General features: G+C 50.0%; 27 protein-coding genes and 1 tRNA gene. 25 read left to right on the forward strand and 3 right to left on the reverse strand.

The window, feature by feature from the left end; translation table 11 throughout:
* Positions 1-59: 59 nt before the first annotated feature.
* The 15 genes from M3M35_RS05565 (at position 60) to M3M35_RS05635 (ending at position 11,117) form a co-directional block, all read left to right on the forward strand.
* Complete coding sequence (locus M3M35_RS05565; RefSeq protein ID WP_252749677.1) at positions 60-230, forward strand: hypothetical protein; 171 nt, start codon at positions 60-62, stop codon at positions 228-230.
* A gap of 245 nt (positions 231-475) precedes the next feature.
* Entirely contained in the window at positions 476-919 is a 444-nt protein-coding gene (gene fabZ / locus M3M35_RS05570; RefSeq protein WP_252749678.1) for a 3-hydroxyacyl-ACP dehydratase FabZ, read from the forward strand.
* A 1-nt stretch (position 920) separates the two neighbouring features.
* On the forward strand, positions 921-1,898 hold the full coding sequence (locus tag M3M35_RS05575) for a beta-ketoacyl-ACP synthase III (protein ID WP_252749679.1): 978 nt from the start codon (positions 921-923) through the stop codon (positions 1,896-1,898).
* A gap of 29 nt (positions 1,899-1,927) precedes the next feature.
* The gene (locus tag M3M35_RS05580) at positions 1,928-2,185 is read left to right on the forward strand and encodes an acyl carrier protein (protein WP_252749680.1); all 258 of its coding nucleotides are present in this window, start codon (positions 1,928-1,930) and stop codon (positions 2,183-2,185) included.
* Positions 2,186-2,209: 24 nt separating this feature from the next.
* A complete protein-coding gene (locus tag M3M35_RS05585; RefSeq protein ID WP_252749681.1) occupies positions 2,210-3,130 on the forward strand; it encodes an ACP S-malonyltransferase in 921 nt (306 codons plus the stop codon).
* The gene (locus tag M3M35_RS05590) at positions 3,127-3,864 is read left to right on the forward strand and encodes a 3-oxoacyl-ACP reductase family protein (protein ID WP_252749682.1); all 738 of its coding nucleotides are present in this window, start codon (positions 3,127-3,129) and stop codon (positions 3,862-3,864) included. The genes M3M35_RS05585 and M3M35_RS05590 overlap by 4 nt, the downstream gene beginning before the upstream one ends.
* 27 nt (positions 3,865-3,891) lie before the next feature.
* The gene (gene fabF / locus M3M35_RS05595) at positions 3,892-5,133 is read left to right on the forward strand and encodes a beta-ketoacyl-ACP synthase II (RefSeq protein ID WP_274706347.1); all 1,242 of its coding nucleotides are present in this window, start codon (positions 3,892-3,894) and stop codon (positions 5,131-5,133) included.
* On the forward strand, positions 5,133-5,561 hold the full coding sequence (locus tag M3M35_RS05600) for an acetyl-CoA carboxylase biotin carboxyl carrier protein (RefSeq protein ID WP_252749683.1): 429 nt from the start codon (positions 5,133-5,135) through the stop codon (positions 5,559-5,561). The genes fabF and M3M35_RS05600 overlap by 1 nt, the downstream gene beginning before the upstream one ends.
* Before the next feature lies 1 nt (position 5,562).
* Positions 5,563-5,976 (forward strand): 3-hydroxyacyl-ACP dehydratase FabZ family protein, encoded by a 414-nt coding sequence (locus M3M35_RS05605; protein ID WP_252749684.1) that lies wholly within the window; start codon positions 5,563-5,565, stop codon positions 5,974-5,976.
* Positions 5,977-5,985: 9 nt separating this feature from the next.
* Positions 5,986-7,359 (forward strand): acetyl-CoA carboxylase biotin carboxylase subunit, encoded by a 1,374-nt coding sequence (locus tag M3M35_RS05610; RefSeq protein WP_252749685.1) that lies wholly within the window; start codon positions 5,986-5,988, stop codon positions 7,357-7,359.
* Positions 7,346-8,185, forward strand: coding sequence for an acetyl-CoA carboxylase carboxyltransferase subunit beta (locus M3M35_RS05615; protein ID WP_252749686.1), 840 nt, complete (start codon positions 7,346-7,348; stop codon positions 8,183-8,185). Before M3M35_RS05610 ends, M3M35_RS05615 begins: the two co-directional genes overlap by 14 nt.
* Entirely contained in the window at positions 8,178-8,948 is a 771-nt protein-coding gene (gene accA, locus M3M35_RS05620; RefSeq protein WP_252749687.1) for an acetyl-CoA carboxylase carboxyltransferase subunit alpha, read from the forward strand. The genes M3M35_RS05615 and accA overlap by 8 nt, the downstream gene beginning before the upstream one ends.
* Positions 8,949-9,029: 81 nt before the next feature.
* Entirely contained in the window at positions 9,030-9,797 is a 768-nt protein-coding gene (gene fabI / locus M3M35_RS05625) for an enoyl-ACP reductase FabI (protein WP_252749688.1), read from the forward strand.
* 3 nt (positions 9,798-9,800) lie between these two features.
* Positions 9,801-10,556, forward strand: coding sequence for a biotin--[acetyl-CoA-carboxylase] ligase (locus M3M35_RS05630; RefSeq protein WP_252749689.1), 756 nt, complete (start codon positions 9,801-9,803; stop codon positions 10,554-10,556).
* Positions 10,557-10,577: 21 nt separating this feature from the next.
* Positions 10,578-11,117, forward strand: coding sequence for a TetR/AcrR family transcriptional regulator (locus M3M35_RS05635; RefSeq protein WP_252749690.1), 540 nt, complete (start codon positions 10,578-10,580; stop codon positions 11,115-11,117).
* A gap of 95 nt (positions 11,118-11,212) precedes the next feature.
* On the opposite strand, the gene M3M35_RS05640 is transcribed toward M3M35_RS05635, so the two are convergent.
* Entirely contained in the window at positions 11,213-11,416 is a 204-nt protein-coding gene (locus M3M35_RS05640) for a cold-shock protein (protein WP_041817938.1), read from the reverse strand.
* A gap of 247 nt (positions 11,417-11,663) precedes the next feature.
* On the opposite strand from M3M35_RS05640, the gene M3M35_RS05645 reads away from it, so the two are divergent.
* Positions 11,664-12,362 carry an NAD(P)H-dependent oxidoreductase gene (locus M3M35_RS05645; protein ID WP_252749691.1) on the forward strand — a complete coding sequence of 233 codons (699 nt, stop codon included), beginning with the start codon at positions 11,664-11,666 and terminating at the stop codon, positions 12,360-12,362.
* A gap of 2 nt (positions 12,363-12,364) precedes the next feature.
* A complete protein-coding gene (locus M3M35_RS05650) occupies positions 12,365-12,547 on the forward strand; it encodes a hypothetical protein (protein WP_252749692.1) in 183 nt (60 codons plus the stop codon).
* Positions 12,548-12,606: 59 nt separating this feature from the next.
* Here M3M35_RS05650 and thiD read toward each other — a convergent pair whose 3' ends face one another.
* The gene (gene thiD, locus M3M35_RS05655; protein WP_252749693.1) at positions 12,607-13,410 is read right to left on the reverse strand and encodes a bifunctional hydroxymethylpyrimidine kinase/phosphomethylpyrimidine kinase; all 804 of its coding nucleotides are present in this window, start codon (positions 13,408-13,410) and stop codon (positions 12,607-12,609) included.
* Positions 13,411-13,510: 100 nt separating this feature from the next.
* Between thiD and M3M35_RS07365 the strand changes: the two genes are divergently transcribed.
* On the forward strand, positions 13,511-13,636 hold the full coding sequence (locus M3M35_RS07365; protein ID WP_274706348.1) for a hypothetical protein: 126 nt from the start codon (positions 13,511-13,513) through the stop codon (positions 13,634-13,636).
* Between the two features lie 19 nt (positions 13,637-13,655).
* On the opposite strand, the gene M3M35_RS05660 is transcribed toward M3M35_RS07365, so the two are convergent.
* Positions 13,656-14,111, reverse strand: coding sequence for a hypothetical protein (locus M3M35_RS05660; protein WP_252749694.1), 456 nt, complete (start codon positions 14,109-14,111; stop codon positions 13,656-13,658).
* Between the two features lie 101 nt (positions 14,112-14,212).
* Here M3M35_RS05660 and M3M35_RS05665 point away from each other — a divergent pair, with 101 nt between their 5' ends.
* From M3M35_RS05665 to adhP, 7 genes are all read left to right on the forward strand, one after another.
* A complete protein-coding gene (locus M3M35_RS05665; RefSeq protein WP_252749695.1) occupies positions 14,213-14,914 on the forward strand; it encodes a ribonuclease H family protein in 702 nt (233 codons plus the stop codon).
* Positions 14,904-15,476, forward strand: coding sequence for a sugar O-acetyltransferase (locus M3M35_RS05670; RefSeq protein WP_252749696.1), 573 nt, complete (start codon positions 14,904-14,906; stop codon positions 15,474-15,476). The genes M3M35_RS05665 and M3M35_RS05670 overlap by 11 nt, the downstream gene beginning before the upstream one ends.
* A 164-nt stretch (positions 15,477-15,640) precedes the next feature.
* Positions 15,641-17,224, forward strand: a complete 1,584-nt coding sequence (locus M3M35_RS05675; RefSeq protein WP_252749697.1) for a BCCT family transporter — start codon at positions 15,641-15,643, stop codon at positions 17,222-17,224.
* Positions 17,225-17,306: 82 nt separating this feature from the next.
* Positions 17,307-17,753, forward strand: a complete 447-nt coding sequence (locus M3M35_RS05680) for a universal stress protein (RefSeq protein ID WP_252749698.1) — start codon at positions 17,307-17,309, stop codon at positions 17,751-17,753.
* A gap of 38 nt (positions 17,754-17,791) precedes the next feature.
* Positions 17,792-18,427, forward strand: a complete 636-nt coding sequence (locus M3M35_RS05685) for a DNA-3-methyladenine glycosylase (protein ID WP_252749699.1) — start codon at positions 17,792-17,794, stop codon at positions 18,425-18,427.
* A gap of 111 nt (positions 18,428-18,538) precedes the next feature.
* A tRNA-Pro gene (locus tag M3M35_RS05690) sits at positions 18,539-18,612 on the forward strand.
* A gap of 253 nt (positions 18,613-18,865) precedes the next feature.
* The gene (gene adhP / locus M3M35_RS05695; protein WP_252749700.1) at positions 18,866-19,894 is read left to right on the forward strand and encodes an alcohol dehydrogenase AdhP; all 1,029 of its coding nucleotides are present in this window, start codon (positions 18,866-18,868) and stop codon (positions 19,892-19,894) included.
* Positions 19,895-19,911 lie beyond the last annotated feature (17 nt).

A 19,911-nucleotide genomic window follows, 5' to 3' on the forward strand; every position in this document is an offset into this window, starting at 1 on the left:
ATCGAGGTAACTAGGGGTAACGGTAACTAACGAGGGTTAGAGAAAGACGGAGGACCCGCATGCGACTAATGAAGTTAACGAAGCAGGATTTTACGGCGTTGGGAAACTGGCGGAACCGGGAACAAACCTTACTGAAAGTTCATCGATTGGTGCGCAAGGGGCGTCCCCGGACCTTTAACCTGAATGCCCAACAACTGGCCTTATTTTTGCTAGCTCAATTAAAATACTAAGGACAAAGCCCCGGCTTACTTTGTCCTTTTTTATATGTATGGGGTCTGCTTGGGACTGACTGACGTTCTGTTACTGATTATTTAATGTGTAACTAGGGTCCTCAAGGGGTGCAAACAGCCATGCGCGCGGGATTGGAGCCCTCCGATCCGATTAAGGAATTTAGAGTTAATTGCAACTCAGTTCCGTTTTCTTGAGAATAGGTGGAGTAGCCAACCAACATTTTAGGAATTGAGGAGTAAGAACAATGGCAATCATGAATGCAAAAGAAATTATGGAGTTAATCCCGAACCGGTATCCGATCCTTTTCATTGATCGGGTTGATGAAATGACGCCGGGCGAATCGATTGTGGCCACCAAAAACGTCACAATTAATGAAGAATACTTTCAGGGGCACTTTCCGGGGAACCCGGTGATGCCCGGAGTCCTAATCATTGAGTCAATGGCTCAGGTCGCTTCGATTTTAATCCTGAGTTCACCGCAGTTTGAACACAAAACGGCCTACCTCGGCAGCATTAAGAACGCCAAGTTCCGCCGGATGGTTGAACCAGGGGATGTCTTAACCTTCCACGTTACGATGGATAAAGTGCGTGATCGGACGGGGTCCGTTTCCTGTGTGGCCTACGTTGGCGACGAAAAGGCCTGTGAAACGAAGTTAACCTTTATCGTCGATCGGCAAGAAAGAGATTAACATGGCAAGTTACGCGATTAAGGCGGCGGCCCTTGCGGTTCCTGACCGGGTCGTCACTAATCAAGATTTAGCACAAATTATGGATACATCCGATGCCTGGATTCGGCGGCGAACGGGGATTAAGCAACGCCACATTGCGACGCAGGAGACCAACGCGTCCCTGTGTCTGCAGGTGGCCCGCCAGCTAGTTAGCCAATCCGAGGTCGCCGTGGACGAACTGGACTACATCATCGTCGCCACGATGTCTCCTGATTACCTCACCCCGGCAGTGGCGGCAGAGGTGCAGGGGGGCTTAGGTGCAACGAACGCCGTTGCCTTTGATGTCAATGCTGCTTGTTCGGGGTTTGTGTATGCCACCCAGGTGATGAATTCCCTCTTGGCTAAGCTTCCCGGGGGGACTGGAATCGTAATTGGGGGGGAACGACTGAGTAAGTTAGTGGACTGGTCAGATCGGACCATGGCCGTGTTGTTCGGGGATGGAGCAGCGGGCGTCCTGGTGAAAAACGACGGGAGTCCCTCCCAGGTGCTAGCAACGGATTTACGCACGGTGGGAAGGCTGGGTTCGGCCCTGACGGCGGGGCAGCTCGCGGAGCAAACCCCCTTTGGGGCGGGGAAGCCCGCAACGGATCACCGCTACTTTGCCATGGATGGCCACGAAGTGTATAACTTTGCTACGCGCCAATCGCCTGCTTCCATTCAACGAGCGGCCGATCAAGCCGGAGTGGAGCTTAGTGCCATTAAGTACTTTGTGATGCACCAGGCCAATGCCCGGATTGTGAAACGGGTTGCCAAGCAGTTGGACCTACCCTTGGAGCGGTTTCCCATTAACATTACCGAATATGGGAATACGGCGGCGGCCAGCGAACCACTGCTACTCGCCGAGTTGATTGCGCAACACAAGCTGCAACGCGGTGACTACGTCGCACTAACCGGTTTTGGTGGCGGACTGACGGTCGGAACTGTTATTATTAGATACTAGATTAAGATTTATTTAAGAGGAGAAAACCAATGAGTGAAACTAGTAAAGACCAAATTTTAGCTAAAATTAAAGAAATTGTTGCTGATCAAACTGATGATGTTCAAGTGGAAGACATTACCTTAGATACCAACTTTAAGGATGGCTTGGATCTCGATAGTCTGGACGTCTTTGAAATTGTGGATGCCTTAGAAGACGAATATGACATTGAAATTGATGGCGACGAAGGCATTGAAACCGTGCAACAACTGGTGGATTACGTTGCTAAGCAAGTAACCGACAAAAACTAATCATTGCACTAGATTGAGGCTGTTATGACGAACGTAGGTTATTTATTCAGTGGACAAGGGAGTCAGTTTCCGGAGATGGGGTTGGACTTGTATACGCAGGAGCCGCAGTACCGTGCGGCGCTGGATCAGGTTCACACCACGCTGGGAATCGACTTAACCGATCCGGAACAACTAAATCACCCCCAAAACGTCCAGGTGGCAATTTTGGCCATGAGCTATGGAATTAGCCAAATTTTGGCCGCGGATGGAATTACGCCCCAGGCCATGATGGGGCTCAGCTTAGGCGAATACAGCGCCCTGGTTGCGAGTGGAGCGTTTCAGTATCCCGACGCGTTAGCGCTGGTGCACGACCGCTCTCACTATATGGAAGAAGCAGGGGCGCAGAATCCGGGAGCCATGGCGGCCGTGTTAAAACTGGCCCCAGAGACGGTAACGGAGGTCGTTGCTGATCTACCGGATGTGTATCCAGCGAACTATAATACGGCGAGCCAAACCGTGATTGGGGGGACAACGGCTGGGATTGCCCACGCCACCCTGGTGCTGCAAGCAGCCGGGGCAAAACGAGTGGTGCAGTTACCAGTTGCGGTTGCGTCCCACACCCCGCTGATGCAGCCGGCTAGTGACCAGTTGCAACAGCGGCTCCAGGCGGTGCCCGTGCACGACTGGACGGTGCCGGTGATTAGTAACACCACTCAGGTTCCGTTTACTGCTGCCACGCTGAAAGCCACGTTGACTCAACAACTAGTTCGTCCAACCCACTTTCAGGCCGATTTAGAGTATTTACACGCCCACACGGCGGTCGACACGTTGATTGAAATTGGACCGGGGGACACGTTAACGCGGTTTGCGAAAAAGACGGTCCCAGAGCTCACCACCTACCATGTGGATAGCGTGGCGACCCTTGCCAAGGTCCGAGCAGAACTAAACACGGAGGTTAGCAAATGACGACAACCAAACAAGTCGCTCTCGTTACTGGTGGAACCAAGGGAATTGGCCTAGCGATTGCGAAGCACCTAGCTAGCAACGATCAGTACCAAGTGGTAATTAATTCCCACCGAGAATTAGATGCTGACGCCGTTCGCGCGTTGCAAGCTGAGTTTTCTACCGAAGTCGGCATTGTCACTGGAGACGTTGCGCAGGCAGAAGATGCCGAACGAATGATCCAAACGGTCGTGGACCAGTACGGTTCGTTAGCGGTCTTAGTTAATAACGCGGGGCAAACCCAGGACAAATTAATGACACGGATGACGGAAGCGTCCTTTAAGGATGTCTTAGGCACGAATCTCGTGGGAACGTTCAACATGTCCAAATTTGCGTTGAAAGTGATGCAAAAGCAACGAGCTGGCGTAATCATTAACATGTCAAGCATTGCCGGACTCCACGGGAACTTGGGACAAGCAAACTATTCTGCTAGTAAGGCTGGGATTGTCGGTTTGACTAAGACGACGGCCCGTGAAGGCGCGTTACGGGGAATTCGGTGTAACGCGGTGGCCCCCGGGATGATTAACACGGACATGACGGCCAAGTTAAGTGATAAAATTGTAAAACAGTTTGAAAATGAAATTCCGCTCAAGCGGTTTGGAGAAGTGCAGAGCATTGCCGAAACGGTTGCCTTTTTGGTTGAAAATGACTACATTACTGGTCAAGTAATCACCGTTGACGGTGGGCTAACGATGTAGTTCTGCATTTTTAAAAGGAGGAAACTTGTGAGTAATCGAGTAGTAGTAACAGGGATGGGGGTTGTTTCCCCCGTTGGAAATACCGCCACGGAATTTGTGGACAACATTTTAGCGTCTAAAAATGGAATTGGCCCCATCACGAAGTTTGATGCCAGTGAAACGGGGATCTCCGTTGCCGCTGAGGTTAAGGACTTTGATCCAGGCAACCGCTTGAGTAAAAGAGACTACAAACGGTTGGATCCTTACGCGCAGTATGCCTTGTATACAGCGAAGGAAGCCATGGATCAAGCTGGGTTGGTGTTAAACGAAAACTACCAACCAGAAGACCTTGGCGTAATCTATGGAACTGGAATCGGTGGGATTCAAACCATTGAAGAACAACTCCAAAAAGCCTTTAAAAAAGGACCACGCCGGGTATCACCACTGTTCGTGCCGAAGGCCATTTCCAACATGGCGGCGGGAAACGTCTCCATGTATTTTGATGCGCAAAACACCTCGCAAACGGTGGTAACGGCCTGTGCATCAGGAACCAACGCCGTGGGGGATGCGTTTGAATACGTTAAAAACGGGAAGGCCAAAATCATGATCGCCGGAGGAACCGAAGCGGCGGTAAGTATGATGGGAATCGCCGGGTTCGCCGCCCTTACAGCCCTCTCAACGTCCACGGATCCGGATAAGGCGTCGCTGCCATTTGACGTGAACCGGAACGGGTTTGTGCTTGGTGAAGGAGCTGCTTCCCTCGTGCTAGAAGATTACGAACATGCTAAACAACGGGGCGCCCACATTTTAGCCGAAATCGTGGGTTACGGAACTACCAGTGATGCTTACCACCTGACCGCTCCAGATCCGGACGGAAAAGGTGCCATCCTGGCGATGAAACAGGCCCTGAACGAAGGTGGGATTGCCCCAGAAGAACTGGATTACGTTAACGCCCACGGAACGGCAACCCATGCGAATGATGTGGCCGAAGGTTCTGACATTGAAAAGTTATTTAAGGATAACGATCACGTTAAAACGAGTTCCATCAAGGGAATGGTTGGGCACTCGCTGGGAGCTGCTGGTGGTCTAGAGGCAGCAATCCTAGTGGGCGCCTTGCAACGCGGTCAAATGCCTGTGAACGTAGGACTGTACGAACAAGATCCAGAAATTCACATTGACCTGGTGAACGACGATAACAAACAAGCGCCCATTAAAACGGCCATTAGTAATTCGTTTGGTTTTGGGGGTCATAACGCCGTAATTGCAATGAGAAAGTGGGAAGAAGATTAATGAATGAAGCTGATATTGAACGGTTATTAGCCAAATTTGATCAATCAAGCCTTCAAGAACTGAAAATTGATGGGGACGGCCTGAACGTCTATTTTAGTAAGCAAGCCACTCCGCAGCAGCCAGTGGCACCCACAACAAAACCAGCAGCTGCACCGGAACAGGCGCCGCATGCGCAGACAGCTAATGCTCCGTACCGGCTCAAAGCGCCGATGGTGGGAATTGTTTACGTCGGTCCGAGTCCGGATAAACTGCCGTATAAAGCGGTTGGTGATCACGTCAAAAAGGGCGAAACGATTTGTGCCATTGAAGCCATGAAGTTAATTAATGAAGTGAAAAGTCCCGTAGCCGGAACGATTAAGAAGTGTTTATTCACGGATGGTGAAATGGTGGAATATGACCAACCGCTGTTTGAGATTGAGGAGGATTAAGATGGAATTGAATGTAAATGATTTTATCCCCCAACGTTATCCCTTTGAAATGATTGATAAAATCGTGGCGGTTACGCCCGGGGAAAAAGCGGAAGCCCAAAAGAATCTCACGACTAACGAGTGGTACTTCTCAAACGGGAATCCGTTAACCCTTCCGCACCCCATCATCATTGAATCACTAGCTCAAACTGGCGTCGTGGCCATTTTGTCGATGCCCGAGCATCGTGGTCACAACGTCTTTTTTGGGGGCATTAAACAGGCTGAATTTTATGCTGAAATGCGACCAGGCGACGTTTTACAGCTCAAGGTGCACCTCACAAAGCTAAAACGCAACGTGGGAGTTGGTCATGGCAAAGTCCTGCGGGATGGCGAAGTGATTGTGGCGGCCGATTTGATGTTTGCCATTGAAGCGTAGGGTGACGAGATGATAAAAAAGGTTTTAATTGCCAACCGGGGTGAGATTGCCGTCCAGACGATTCGCTCCCTCCATGAGCTTGATTTACAGGCCGTGGCGGTCTATTCCACCGCGGACCGCGACAGTTTATTTGTCGAACTCGCGGACCAAGCGGTTTGCATTGGGAGCGGACTTCCCCAGGATTCTTATTTGAACATGGGAGCGGTTCTTGATGCCGCCGTGTTAACCGGATCAGATGCCATTTTTCCCGGATATGGATTTTTAGCTGAAAATAGTGAGTTTGCCGAGTTGTGCCAGGATTATGGGATCAAGTTCATCGGACCAAGTGCCCACGTGATTGAGTTGATGGGGAACAAGGCGAACGCTAAGGAAACCATGCAACACCTCGGGGTACCGACGATTCCGGGCTCCGATGGCTTTGTGGATTCGCTGGACCAGGCACAACAAGTGGCGGACCGCATTGGGTATCCGGTGATGCTCAAAGCCGCCGCTGGTGGTGGCGGCAAGGGGATTCGCCAGGTGAACAATCAGGACGAAATGAAGCGAGCCTTTACGGAAACCAAGCGGGAAAGTCAGCTTTCATATGGCGATGATCGCTTATACTTAGAAAAAGATTTATCCGATGCCAAACACATCGAAATGCAGGCCATTGCCGATCAACATGGGCATGTGGTCTATTTCCCCGAACGGGATTGTTCCTTGCAACGCAACCACCAAAAAATCATTGAAGAATCGCCCTGTTTAAAACTCAGCGAACAGGAACGAGCAACAATGGGGGCCGTGGTAACGAAGGCCATGAAGGGGATTAATTACGAAAACACGGGTACCTTTGAGTTCCTGATGGATCGTGACCACCAGTTTTACTTCATGGAAATGAACACCCGGCTGCAGGTCGAACATACCATTACCGAAGAAGTGGCCGGCGTAGAATTGATTAAAGCGATGATTCAAGTCGCTGACGGAGAGAATTTACCGTTTCAACAGGCCGACTGTGGGGTGCATGGCTATGCCCTTGAATGTCGGATTAATGCCGAGGCGCCCGAACGCAATTTTCAACCCTGTGCCGGAAAGATTACGGCGCTTCACTTCCCCGTAGGGACGTACGGAGTGCGCATTGACGCGGGCGTCGAAGCTGGGAGTGTGATTTCCCCGTTTTACGATTCGATGATTGCAAAAATCATCGTGCACATGCCGACGAAGGCCCAGGCGGTGCGCAAATTAATTCGTGTGTTAGAAGAATTTCGCATCGACGGAGTTGAGACGAACCGGCAGTTTTTACTTGATTTGCTGCACGATCAGCACTTTCAAACGGGGGACTTTAACAACCTCTACATTGAAAATGTCTTTTTGAAAGATTGGATGAAACAACATGGAGCAAAATAACGCAAAGCAGCCAAGTCCCGCGGAGTTGCAAAAACGCATGGAGCAAATTCCAGACGTGTGGACGAAGTGTCCCATTTGTGGGGAAATGATTTATAAGAAACACTTGGATCGGTTCAAGGAGTGTCCTAATTGTCATTACGGGTTCCGCCTCGGGGCGCAAGCGCGAATCGCGTTACTGTGTGATGATTTTCAACCGTATAACGACCAGTTGCAGGCGCCCAGTAAGTTTCAAGATCCAAAGTACCAACAAAAGTTACAGCAAGCCCGCGCCACGACGAAGCTGAACGAAGCGGTCTTAACCGGAACGGGGACGATTGCAGGGCAGCGTGCGGCAATCGGAGTGATGGACTGGCGGTTCATCATGGGAAGCCTCGGCACCACGACCGGGGAGTTGCTTGCCCGGCTCTTTGAACTAGCAACGAAGGACCACCTCCCAGTGGTGATTTTTACCGCCTCGGGGGGTGCCCGAATGCAGGAGGGAATTGAATCCTTGATGCAGATGGCGAAGGTTTCAGAAGCAGTCGCCGAACACAGTCGGGCCGGCTTGGTCTACATTAGTTACCTCTGTGATCCGACGACTGGGGGCGTAACCGCTAGTTTTGCCATGGAAGGGGATCTCCTCCTGTCAGAACCGCATGCCTTAATTGGATTTGCGGGCCGGCGGGTCATTGAACGAACGATTCAACAGGTTCCCCCGAAGGACTTTCAACGCGCAGAAACGTTACTAAAACACGGTTTCTTGGATGCAATCGTGCCCCGTCGCGAAATGGTAACAACGCTTGGACAAATTTTAGCGATTCACGAAGGTGGTGGTTGGCATGGCTAAGACAACGGCCTTTGACCGGGTGTTACAGGCTCGGTCACAGGATAAAATTAGTATCCGGGACCTCGTCGCCGGCCTCACGGATAACTTTTTGGAGTTACACGGCGATCGTGCCTACGGTGATGATCCGGCCGTTTACGGTGGGATTGGTCAAATGCAGGGGCGCCCAGTCACAATTGTGGGGATTCGCAAGGGTGATGACCAAAAGAGTGCCGCTGACGTCCACTTTGGGTCCGCGGAACCGGATGGCTATCGGAAGGCGCTCCGCCTAATGAAGCAGGCGGAAAAGTTCCACCGTCCGATCATCACGTTGGTAAATACCCCTGGAGCCTATCCCGATGTGGAAGCTGAATACCACGGCCAGGGATATCTGATTTCGCAGCTAATCCTGCAGGGGATGCAGTTGCGGGTTCCCTACGTTTCGATCATTGTCGGCGAAGGGGGCAGTGGTGGCGCCCTCGCCCTTGCCGTGGGAGATACCGTGTGGGCGTTTGAAGAAAGTATTTATTCGGTCTTATCACCGGAAGGGTACGCCACGATTCTTTGGAAAGATTCGAGCCGGGTGCAAGAAGCCGCCGAAGTTATGAAACTCACTCCAGAGGACTTATTGCAACAGGGGATTATCGACCGGATTATTCCAGAAGTTCGGACTGATTCGCAAATCGAGCAGTTAAAAACCGAATTATTTGGTAAAATAGAAGAGATTAGTGCAATGTCGACGACCGAAATGCTCCAAAAGCGGTTCGCTCGGTATCGTAACTTTTAATTTAGGGGCTAACTAATGGGATGTACCTGTTAGTTAGTTTTGTGTTTTTTAAATTAGAAATTGAAAGGATGACCAAGAACCATGGCTGCTAACTTATTAGAAGGTAAAAAGATTGTCATCATGGGAGTGGCAAACAAAAAAAGTATCGCATGGGGTTGTGCCCAAGCGGTCGCTGCTCTCGGCGGTCAAGTAATCTTGACCTACCAAAACGAACGGATGAAGCAGAGCTTAGCCCGCTTTGTGGATCCAGAGACGCCGATGTTTGAGTGTGATGTCGCAGAAGACCAGAACGTGGAACAAACTTTTTCTGCCATTCACGATCAGTTTGGCAACATTGACGGCGTGATCCACGCGATTGCTTACGCTGACAAAGAAACGCTTCAAAACGGCGTGATCAACACCAAAGAAGCTGGTTTCAACCTCGCCCAGGATGTGAGTGCCTACTCCTTAATCTCGGTAACCCGCTACGCCTCAAAGATTATGAACAATCCGGGGAGTATCGTGACGATGACTTACATGGGTTCCACTTACGCCATCCGGAACTACAACATGATGGGGATCGCGAAGGCTTCCTTGGAGTCAGCCATGCGTTACTTAGCCGTTGAACTGGGCGACCAGGGGATTCGGGTGAACGCTGTTTCGGCCGGGGCCGTTCGGACCTTAGCCGTAACGGGAGTGAAAGGACACGGAGAACTTTTGAAGGAATCAGAAGCCCTCACCACGGACGGAAAGAGTGTCTCAAAGGCTGAAATCGGAAATACGGTAGCCTTCTTGGTTAGTGACCTAGCAACTGGAATCACCGGTGACGTGATTTACGTTGATAAGGGAGTTCATCTGTTTAACACTTAAATCATGACACTAGACAAGCAACTGTTAGCAGCGACAACCGGGTTACCGGTCAGTCACTTACACCTGTTTAGCCAGGTCGATTCAACGATGACCGTCGCGGAACAAACCGAACTGACTGGGTTTCATTTAATCGTGGCGGAGCGGATGACGGCGGGCCGCGGGCAACGAGGCCATTCGTTTACGGCCCCCCAGACGGGGATGTACGTCACCATTGTCACGCCCGTACTACCCCCGTTTTTAACGCAACCAGGATTACTGACCATGGGGGTGGCGGCGGCTACCCACCAGGCCATTGCCCGGGTCTTACACGTGACCACCCAGTTAAAGTGGGTTAATGATTTGTACTATCATGATCACAAGGTAGGGGGCATTTTGGTCGAGGTGAAAAACAATTCACGCAATCAGCCCGAAAACTATCTGATTGGAATTGGATTGAATTTGGCGCCCCACCGGTCGTTAGCGGCGGTGCAAGCCACGGCGTTAACGACCGACCTGCACGCTCGTGATCAGTTGATTGCAGAGGTCTACCGTCAAGTCGTGGCGTTTCTGCGCCAGCCCAAGGTTCAGACGGTACAAGCCCTGTATAACCAACACTTGTTGTGGCGAAATCAAGTGGTCCAGGTGACCGTGAACCACCACCTGTATCAGGGGTTAATTCAGGGTCTCGACCAGCAACTAGGGTTAGAATTAGTTGATCAAGATGGGCACTTGCACCAGCTCACGGCTGAGGCCGCGACCCACTTACGTCCAGTTCGGTAATCGCCGGAGGAGGAAGGGAATTTGCATCCAAAACGAGAAAAAAAGCGGGAACAAACCCGCCAGCAAATTATTTTGGGACTGTTAGAGTTAATGCTCGAAAAACCCTATGCGGAAATCACCGTGAAGGAACTTTGTAAGCAGGCTAAGGTCTCCCGGATGACCTTTTACCGGAATTTCCATACGAAGGAAGAGGTGATTGAGGGGCAGTTTGCGATGGTTTACGCAAACTTCATCCAACGGCTAGTAGCCCAAAAACGGTTTGCCTTTTACGACGTGGCGACGACCTTCTTTACCCTCATTAAGGAAAACCAACTGATGATGGAGGCCCTGGTGCACAATAACCTGACCAACCTCCTCTTAGATGCTCTGACTAACTACGTAAAAACGTTGATTGAGCAGCAAATTTTGATCACCCGGGAACAGTCCTCTCAGTTTTTAGTGGCCATGATTTCTGGAGGATTAACCGAAGTGATCGTGGTGTGGACGAAGAATGGGATGCAGGAATCGGTAGAAGAGCTGGTTCTGTTTGCATCGAAGTACATGCATTTAAAGACTAATTAAAAAAGCACCCCGTAATCGGGTGCTTTTTTAATTGGGTCTGAGAAAAAGAAGCCACAAAAAAAGCACTCACAATTGTGAGTGCTTTTAAAAGTTAATTAGCCTTCAACGGGAGTAACGTTAGCAGCTTGTGGGCCACGGTCGCCATCTTCAACGTCTAAAGTAACTTTTTCGCCTTCGTCAAGGGTTTTGAAACCGTCCTTGTTGATAGCTGAGAAGTGAACGAATACGTCACCATCGTCAGTTGTAATAAAACCGTAACCCTTGTCAGCGTTAAACCATTTAACAGTACCTTGCTTCATAATATGAAACCTCCATAAAAAAATATATTTAATGTTGCTCTAGTTTGAATCTAATAAGGAAGTCATTCTATATAAAACAAAACAAGAAACCTTAAAAACTCGAAACCTATCACACATTGGTACAAGTATAACATGGCAACCAGGAATGTCAACCACTATTCCACATTTTTTTGGGAGCCGAGCAGGGTGCTTTACCGGCTTACGTGAAAAAAGTACAATAAAGGCTAGCGAAACGGAGGGAAGCAAAGTGAAAACCTTAGTAATTGTGGCCCATCCCGAATACGAAGATTCGAGCACTCAAGCCTTTTTAAAGCGGGCGCAGGCGGAGTTTGAAACCGTAACGTGGAAGCGGTTAGACTCTAGTCAGTGGCCGTTAGACGTTTCCACGGAACAACAGGCGCTGATTGCGGCGGAGCGGGTGATTTTTCAATTTCCCCTGTACTGGTATAGCGCGCCGGCGTTACTGAAACAGTGGGAGGACGACGTGTTAACCCGCGCCTTTACCTTTGCCAGTGAACGGGGCTGTTTAGCCGACAAACAGCTTGGAATCGTCACTTCGCTGGGTTCGGCTGCCCAGGAGTTCCAGGCGGGCGGTACCGAAGGCTTTAGCCTGTCGGAGATTCTGACGCCCTACCGTGCCCTTGCGCATCGGGCTGGGATGCAGTTTTTAAAGCCGCTGGTGATTGACCAGTTTGGCTACCAGTCAGAGGCGGAACAGGCAGAATTATTGATCAAGTACCAGCAGTACCTAACTGCCCCCCAACCATTGTCCTTTGAGCAACGTGTAGACTGGTTAATTCAGCAACTCAAACGGTGGCAGACGACGCAACCAGTAGAACGACAGCAACGCTTAGCGTTGGTAATTGACCAACTAAGCGCCAATCAAGAGCATTTAGACGACCTTAAGGACCAGATTAAATTGATTCGCCAAGCAGAGGAGGGGTAGCAATGGAAACCGAACAATGGTTATTAGAAACCCTAACTGAGTTAGAAAAGGACGCGGGACCACTACCCGTGACGACCAGTGCTTTACTGGCCGCGACCAGGGCGGCCGTGACGGAACAGGCCCAACGAATTGACCAAGCAGAAGCGGAACTGGATGGACGCATCTGGAGTCCAGCGAAGTGGTAAATAAAAAATCCCACGCAAGGGAGCAGTGTAGCTCCACGTGCGTGGGATTTTTAGGCTGGTTAAGGAGTCGCCCAGTGATTAATGGGACCAAATTGGTGCCCCACGTTAATCCCGTTCTTAATGCAGGCGTCCACGTAGGTTTTCGCGTTCCGAATGGCAGTTTCAACGGAGTGCCCGAGCCCGAGTTCAGCCGTGATGGCGGCCGAGAGGGTATCTCCCGTCCCGTTTTTATGGGTAGTTTCGTAGTACGGCTCTGTGAGTTCAAAATTGGTCCCATTTTCAAGAAGGACGTAGTCGGTAACGGTTGTCTGGTCAGCTTGATCATGACGACCCTTCACCATTACGTTGCGAGCGCCCATCTGTTGGAGCTGGTGGGCTGCTTGGGCTTGAAAGTCCGGGGTCTCTGGATCGAGCCCAGTTAATTTCACGGCCTCAAAAAAATTGGGCGTGAGCACTTCGGCCAGCGGTAAGAGGCGGTTGACCAGCGTTTCAAAGGCAACTTGCTCTAACAATTGGTCACCGTGCTTGGTGATGATGACCGGATCAACCACGAGGGGACCAAAGTCGTACTTTTCGTAGTTATCGGCCACCGTGTTAATGATGGTGGCGTCCGCTAGCATTCCGGTTTTAGCGGCCCGAATGTGGAAATCAGTCGCGAGGTCGTGGAACTCCTGACTAATGAAGTCGGCGCTCATGTTAACTCCAGCGTGAATCCCAAAGGAATTCCCGGCAACACAGGCCGTGATGACGGTTGCTCCGTACACGCGCTTGGCAAAAAAGGTTAACAGGTCAGCTTGCATGCCGGCACTACCATCACTATCACTCCCGGCAATGGTAACGACCTGGGGATAATCGTTGAGCATAAAGGCTCCGCCTCCTTGAAGAAATTTGATTTTTTAACGTTGGGTGTATTATAATACAAGGAGCTGTTATTTGTAAGTCTAAAGTAAAGGAGTGTTCATCATGAGAATTTGTCATCCAAATGGTGTCCAAGGTCGGCGACCAATTGACCAGAAAAAACGCAAAAAAGAACAAAAAAGAGTAGCAGATTTACAAAAGTTCTTGAAACAAAAACCTGCTGAAAAGTAAGTAAAAAGGGAGTTACGCACTAACGCGTAGCTCCCTTTTCTTTTTTGGCTTTCGTAGCCTTCACAATTTCTTTTTTCTTCAATTTTGACATGGCCCGCAGTTGGTCTTTCAACTCGTTAATCTCTGCGGCGTGACTCTCCTTCCACTTTGCAAAGGAATTATTTGAGTCCGTATCCGCCGGTTTTAACCCGGTATTTAACCAAAACATTGCTTCTGAGAGGCTATTAAAATTCCGTAACCAGAGCGTTTGCCCGTTTTCAGAATCAAAGGCAACGTAGGAGCGGGATTTCTTTTTCAGAAACGTGTGCCGTCTAATTTTAAAAGCTTCTCTTTTTCTGGTTAAATAGTAATCAGGTAAAATAAAGCTTCCGGCGGAAATTAATTGAGGAAAACGTTCATTGCGTTTGGCGTGTCGATCGCGCAACATTTTCATGGCTTGATCAGCCGTGATTAGTTCAATATTAAGCTCAGACATTATTATTCTCCTCCTACTTATACTATTATTTTTACATAAAAAGCACGTCCTGCAAAGGATTTAGACTGATTAATTATAGATTACCACAAAGGAGTCCCGTGATGACTAACGCTAAAAAATATTACGCCGTAAAACGAGGGCGCAAACCGGGGATTTATTCCACCTGGGCCACCGCTAAAGCCCAAGTTGAGGGATTTTCGGGGGCCCAGTACCGGGGTTTTGCGGACCAAGCAGCGGCACACCAGTATCTAAATGATGCTGAGGCCTCCCATCCTACGACAGCAGCAACAACCAGTTCCACCCGCCCGACCATCGTTGTCTTTACGGACGGCGGTTCGCGGAATCACGGCAACGTCGCCGGCGGGCACGTGCAGGCTAGCGATCCAGCGGCCTGGGCCTATCTAATTGACTATGCGGGGCGGCAACACGCCGACTCCGCCGGTGAGTGGGGAGTGACTAACAACAAGATGGAAATCACCGCCCTAGTAAAAGCGTTACAATGGTTGCGAGCGCATGATTTTCAACACGAACAGGTGGGCGTGGTTTCGGACTCCCGGTACGTTTTGAATGCGATTCAAAAGGGCTGGTTAGCGGGCTGGCAACGACGTGGTTGGAAGCGAGCAGCCGGAGAACTGAAAAACAAGGAGTTGTGGCAACAACTGGCCGCTTTACTCACGGAGTTTACGCACCTGCAACTGGCGTGGACCAAGGGCCATGCGACGAACCAGGGAAACGTGTACGTTGACGAGCGCTTGAACCAAACGATGGACCAAATGGAAAGGGAGCGGGCACATGACAACTGAACGAGCTAAGATGACGGCGGGAGCAGCCTTTAATCAGTTTGACCCGGAACTAATTAAACGGCGGATTCTGGTCCGCAAGCAGTTACAAACCATTAACAATACCCCGGATAACGAAAAGCGGAATGCGCTGGTAAAGGAGTTACTGGCAGCGACGGGACCGGAATTTTTTGTGGAAACCGACCTCCAGTTTGACTACGGATTTAATATCTACATTGGGAATAACTTTTTTGGGAACTATCACCTTACCCTCCTAGATTCGTGTCCCATTCGATTGGGGAAAAACTGTTACATCGGGCCGAACTGCGGCTTGTATACAAACATTCATCCCCTGAACGCCCGTGACCGGATTCACGATGTGGAGCTTGGGGCGCCGATTACCGTCGGGGACAACGCCTGGCTAGGGGGTGGCGTCACGATTCTTCCGGGCGTCACGCTCGGCCAAAACGTCGTGGTGGGCGCCGGTGCCGTAGTCACCAAATCGTTTGGTGATGACGTAGTCCTCGCGGGTAATCCAGCGCGGGTGATCAAAACAATCGATAATCATGATTTAACTGAATGTTAAAAGTGTTATAATCAAATAAAATCATTCAGATGATGGATACCGCTATGGGGTTCGCTTTTCGATCGCGCTAGCGGTATTTTTTGTGAAGTAAAAGCCGGGACGCTTTCTGGAGGAACACCATTTTTAAACATTTCAACATTGATAAGTTCGTATTTATTCCCACCATGGTCATTTTTGTGGCGGTGGCAGTCATTTTAATTTCCGGTGGGCATCCACTGCAGGGCGATTTAGCCACCGCATTGACCTGGATTACCAAGCAGATGGGGTGGGCCTACATGATGGTCTACATCATTAACTTTGTGTTCTTTTTGTGGTTGATTTTTAGTAAGTACGGTTCGATTAAACTGGGCGAAGCCACCACCAAACCCCAGTACAGTAGCTTGCAGTGGGGAAGCATGGTGTTCGCCACCGCAATTGACGCCAGTATTTTAATGTTGAGTATGGTGGATCCGATTCGCTACGTCTCCCATCCCGCCTTTGGCATTCATCCCTTTTCAGAAGAGGCGTATAACTATGCCCACATGCTAGGGCAGTTTGACTGGGGGCCGATGGCCTGGATGATGTTTGCCCCGGCAGCCATTGCAATTGGCTATATTTTGTTCGTGAAGCAAACCAAGGTCCAACGGTTGAGTACGGCCATTAATTTTTTGCAGGGTGACGCTAAGTGGCAGTATGTCGGACGGCAACTGGTCGATTTTTTAGTCGTCTTTGGGATTATGGGGGGCGTGGGGTCCTCCGTCGGGATGGAGATTCCAATCATCTCAAACGTTTTAAGTGGGCTTACCGGCTGGCCGGATAGCATGGCTCTTAAACTAGGACTGTTTGCCATTCTGTTTGTCATCTTTGCCTGGACCGTCTGGCACGGGTTAAACGGGGGGATTGATCGCTTAAGTGACATGCACATCTGGACGGCCATCATCTTCTTAGCGTTCGTCCTGTTGGTTGGACCAACGATTTACATTTTAAGTTCAGAAACGAACAGCCTGGGCCTCTTAACCAGTAATTTTGTGCGGTTGAGTACCAACACGGTGCCCAATGGAACTCCGGACATTGCGAACTCCGAAACGATTTTTTACTGGGGGTGGTGGTTATCGTACATGCCGGTGATGGGGCTGTTTATCGCCCGCATTTCTAAAGGACGGACGATTCGCCAGGTCTTACTTGGGATGCTCATGTATGGCTCGGCCGGTTGTTTGAGTTTCTACGCCATCCTCGGGGGTTACTCTCTGTGGTTGCAAAAAACCGGGACCTTGAACCTGGTGCACATCTTGAATGTCCATGGGCAGGCGGCGGTAATTACCGCGGTCCTCGGGACGTTACCCGTAAAGGGAATTGTGTTTACCGTCTACTGCTTGTCGTGCTTTATCTTTCTGGCAACTACAATCTCCTCGTCAGCCTACATCGTTTCGTCGTTTACGAGCTTGCAGTTAAAGGACAATCAGGATCCCAGTCAGGTCAACCGGATGACGTGGGTCGTCGTCTTTGTCCTCTTTGCGGTGGGAATCGTGGTTGTGGGTGGCTTTACTACCATTCAAACCTTCTGTGCCATTGCCGGATTCCCGCTGATGTTTGTCTGCATCATGATCCTGGTTTCGATTTATCACATGGTCAAAACTGACGAAGGGATCGTGCTTAAGGCGAAGGGAATGGAAGACATGCGGGTCGAAAAGAAGAAGGAAAAAATGCGCCGGGTGCGGGCTCAGCACATGATTGCGAAGCTAAACGCTCATAACGACGATGCTGAATAATGGGCAGGTTACGTGGGGTTCCAATTTGACACGCCGAATCGGTGGTTTCATGCTATGATATTAGCGAAGGGAGGTGAAGAAAATGACTGAAGTAGAACCATTGACGTTTAAACGGATCTTGCTGACGATTGACGCTGACGATCCGAGTGCGAACGAAGCGGCGTTACGGTACGCAGTGACCCAGGCCAAGACGTTTCACGCTGAACTCGGGATTTGTTCGGTATTAGAGGGTGATGACATCAACATTTATGATTCTCTGACACCGAAGAAATTAGACGAGAAGCGGGCCGCCTTGAACCAGGTGATTGATCACTACGTCACCATGGCCGAGGACTTTGGGGTTAGCGATGTGACAGCGATTGCCAGTGAAGGTGGCGACATTGATGATGAAATCCTCGACACGATCATTCCGAACTTTAAACCGGATTTGTTAGTGTGTGGGGCCGATAAGGATGGCGAACACCATTTTTACAGCATCAGTGTTAAGTTAGCGAAGAAGGCCAAGATTTCGGTGATTGTGGTCCGGTAATTAAGACCACAGGGGGAGTTTGAAGGTAGGTAAACACGGTGACAGAACGACTGCGACGGTTTTTTGCAACGGGAACAACGGATGAGATTACGCAACGCTTGTTAGGCAAGCTATTGGTGTACCACTCGCCCCACGGGTTGATGAGTGGCTACATCACGGAAGCAGAAGCCTACTTGGGTCAACGGGACTCAGCCGCCCATGCCTATCAAGGCAAACGAACGCCGGCAAACGAGGCGCTCTATGGAGTTCCGGGGACCATTTACATTTATTCGATCCACTCCCGCCTCTGTCTGGACGTCGCCGCGCAGGCGGAGGGGGTCCCAGAGGGAATCTTGATCCGAGGGTTAGAACCAGTCGCAGGACGGGCGTTAATGGAACAGCACCGCGCTAAGCATGGTTATGACCTAACCAACGGACCGGGCAAACTGATGGAAGCCCTCGGGATCACGGATAAGCAACTCAACGAGCGCGAGTTTGGGGAGACGGACTTAGACATTGATTTAGAACACGGAAAGACGCCGCAACAAATCATGGCGAGTGGTCGAATCGGCGTCAGTGACCGGGGTAGTTGGACGGATAAGCCGTATCGTTTTTACGTGGCCGGGAATCCGTATGTTTCTAAGCTCCCGAAACGAGACTTTGACCTGCAAAATCACGGGTGGTTACCTGACTAAACCCTTGAAAATGACGAGCGTAATTCCAGTTGGAATTACGCTTTGTTGTTGCTAAGGTCATTTGGCCCTGTGCTAAGATTTGTGGTATGATTAACTAGTAATGAAAATTACCGGGATATAGCTCAGCTTGGTAGAGCGCATGCTTCGGGAGTATGAGGTCGCAGGTTCAATTCCTGTTATCCCGATTATAATGACAGTGAGAGTGGAACACGTAAAAGCGGGTTTCACTCTTTTTATTTGGCAAATTGCCTAATTTTGTGTAACTAAACACAAAATTATGTTTCACGGGTTTAAGAGCGATGGAATGCGCGATTATAGCCTTTTTGCGCTCTGTTTTAATCTTTTTTAATAATTAAAATAACTTTTTTTCGTTGACATGTGAATATTTGAACAATATAATATAATCGTAAAGTAAAGGTTTGGAAAGGGGAATAAAAGATGAAAGCAGCTGTTGTTCGTCCCAACTCAGATGGGTACGTTGACATCAAGGATGTTAATCTCCGTCCGATTGCGGACCATGAAGCACTAGTTAAGATTGAATATTGTGGGTTGTGTCACACCGATTTACACGTGGCCGCTGGTGATTTTGGTCCAGTTCCAGGTCGGATCATTGGTCACGAAGGCGTGGGGAAGGTAACCCAAGTCGGAAAAGACGTTGACAACTTGAAGGTCGGCGACCGGGTTTCGATTGCCTGGTTCTACTCCGCTGACGGAACCTGTCGGTACTGTGTTACTGGAAACGAAACGCTCTGCCGGAACGTTAAAAACGCTGGGTTTAGCGTTGACGGTGCGATGTCAGAAGAATGCATCGTGGATGCGAAGTATGCGGTTAAAGTGCCCGATGAACTGGATCCCATCCAGGCCACGTCGTTAACCTGTGCGGGAGTAACGACTTACAAGGCCCTAAAAGAAGGCGACACGAAGCCCGGTGATTGGGTTGAAATCGTTGGAGCTGGTGGCCTTGGAAACCTGGCCGTTCAACTTGCTAAGCACGTCTTTGGCGCCCGGGTGGTAGTTACCGACGGTAATCCTGCCAAACTGCAAGCTGCGCAAGAAAACGGGGCGGACGTTGTGATTAACCGGCACGATGACGATGCAACGGAGCAAATCATCAAGGCCACGGATGGTGGCGTTGACGCTGCAATCGTGACGGCCGTTAGTGCCCCCGCCTTTACGAACGCTGTAAACGCATTGGCTCCCAACGGAACGTTAGTGGCAGTGGCCTTACCCAAGGGTGACATGGCGCTAAACATTGATAAAACCGTTTTAGATGGAATCAAAGTCGCTGGGTCCCTAGTAGGAACGCGGGAAGACCTGCGCGAAACCTTCCAGTTTGGTGCCGCTGGCGAAGTTAAACCAATCGTTAAGACCGATAAGTTGGAAAACATTAATCACGTCATTGACGAAATGAAGGCCGGCAAGATTGTGGGTCGGGTCGTCTTTGACTTCACGGGCGCAACGGCCTAAAAAGAATTAACCGGCAA

Origin of the sequence: Fructilactobacillus myrtifloralis (assembly GCF_024029335.1) — a bacterium.
Classification (GTDB): domain Bacteria; phylum Bacillota; class Bacilli; order Lactobacillales; family Lactobacillaceae; genus Fructilactobacillus; species Fructilactobacillus myrtifloralis.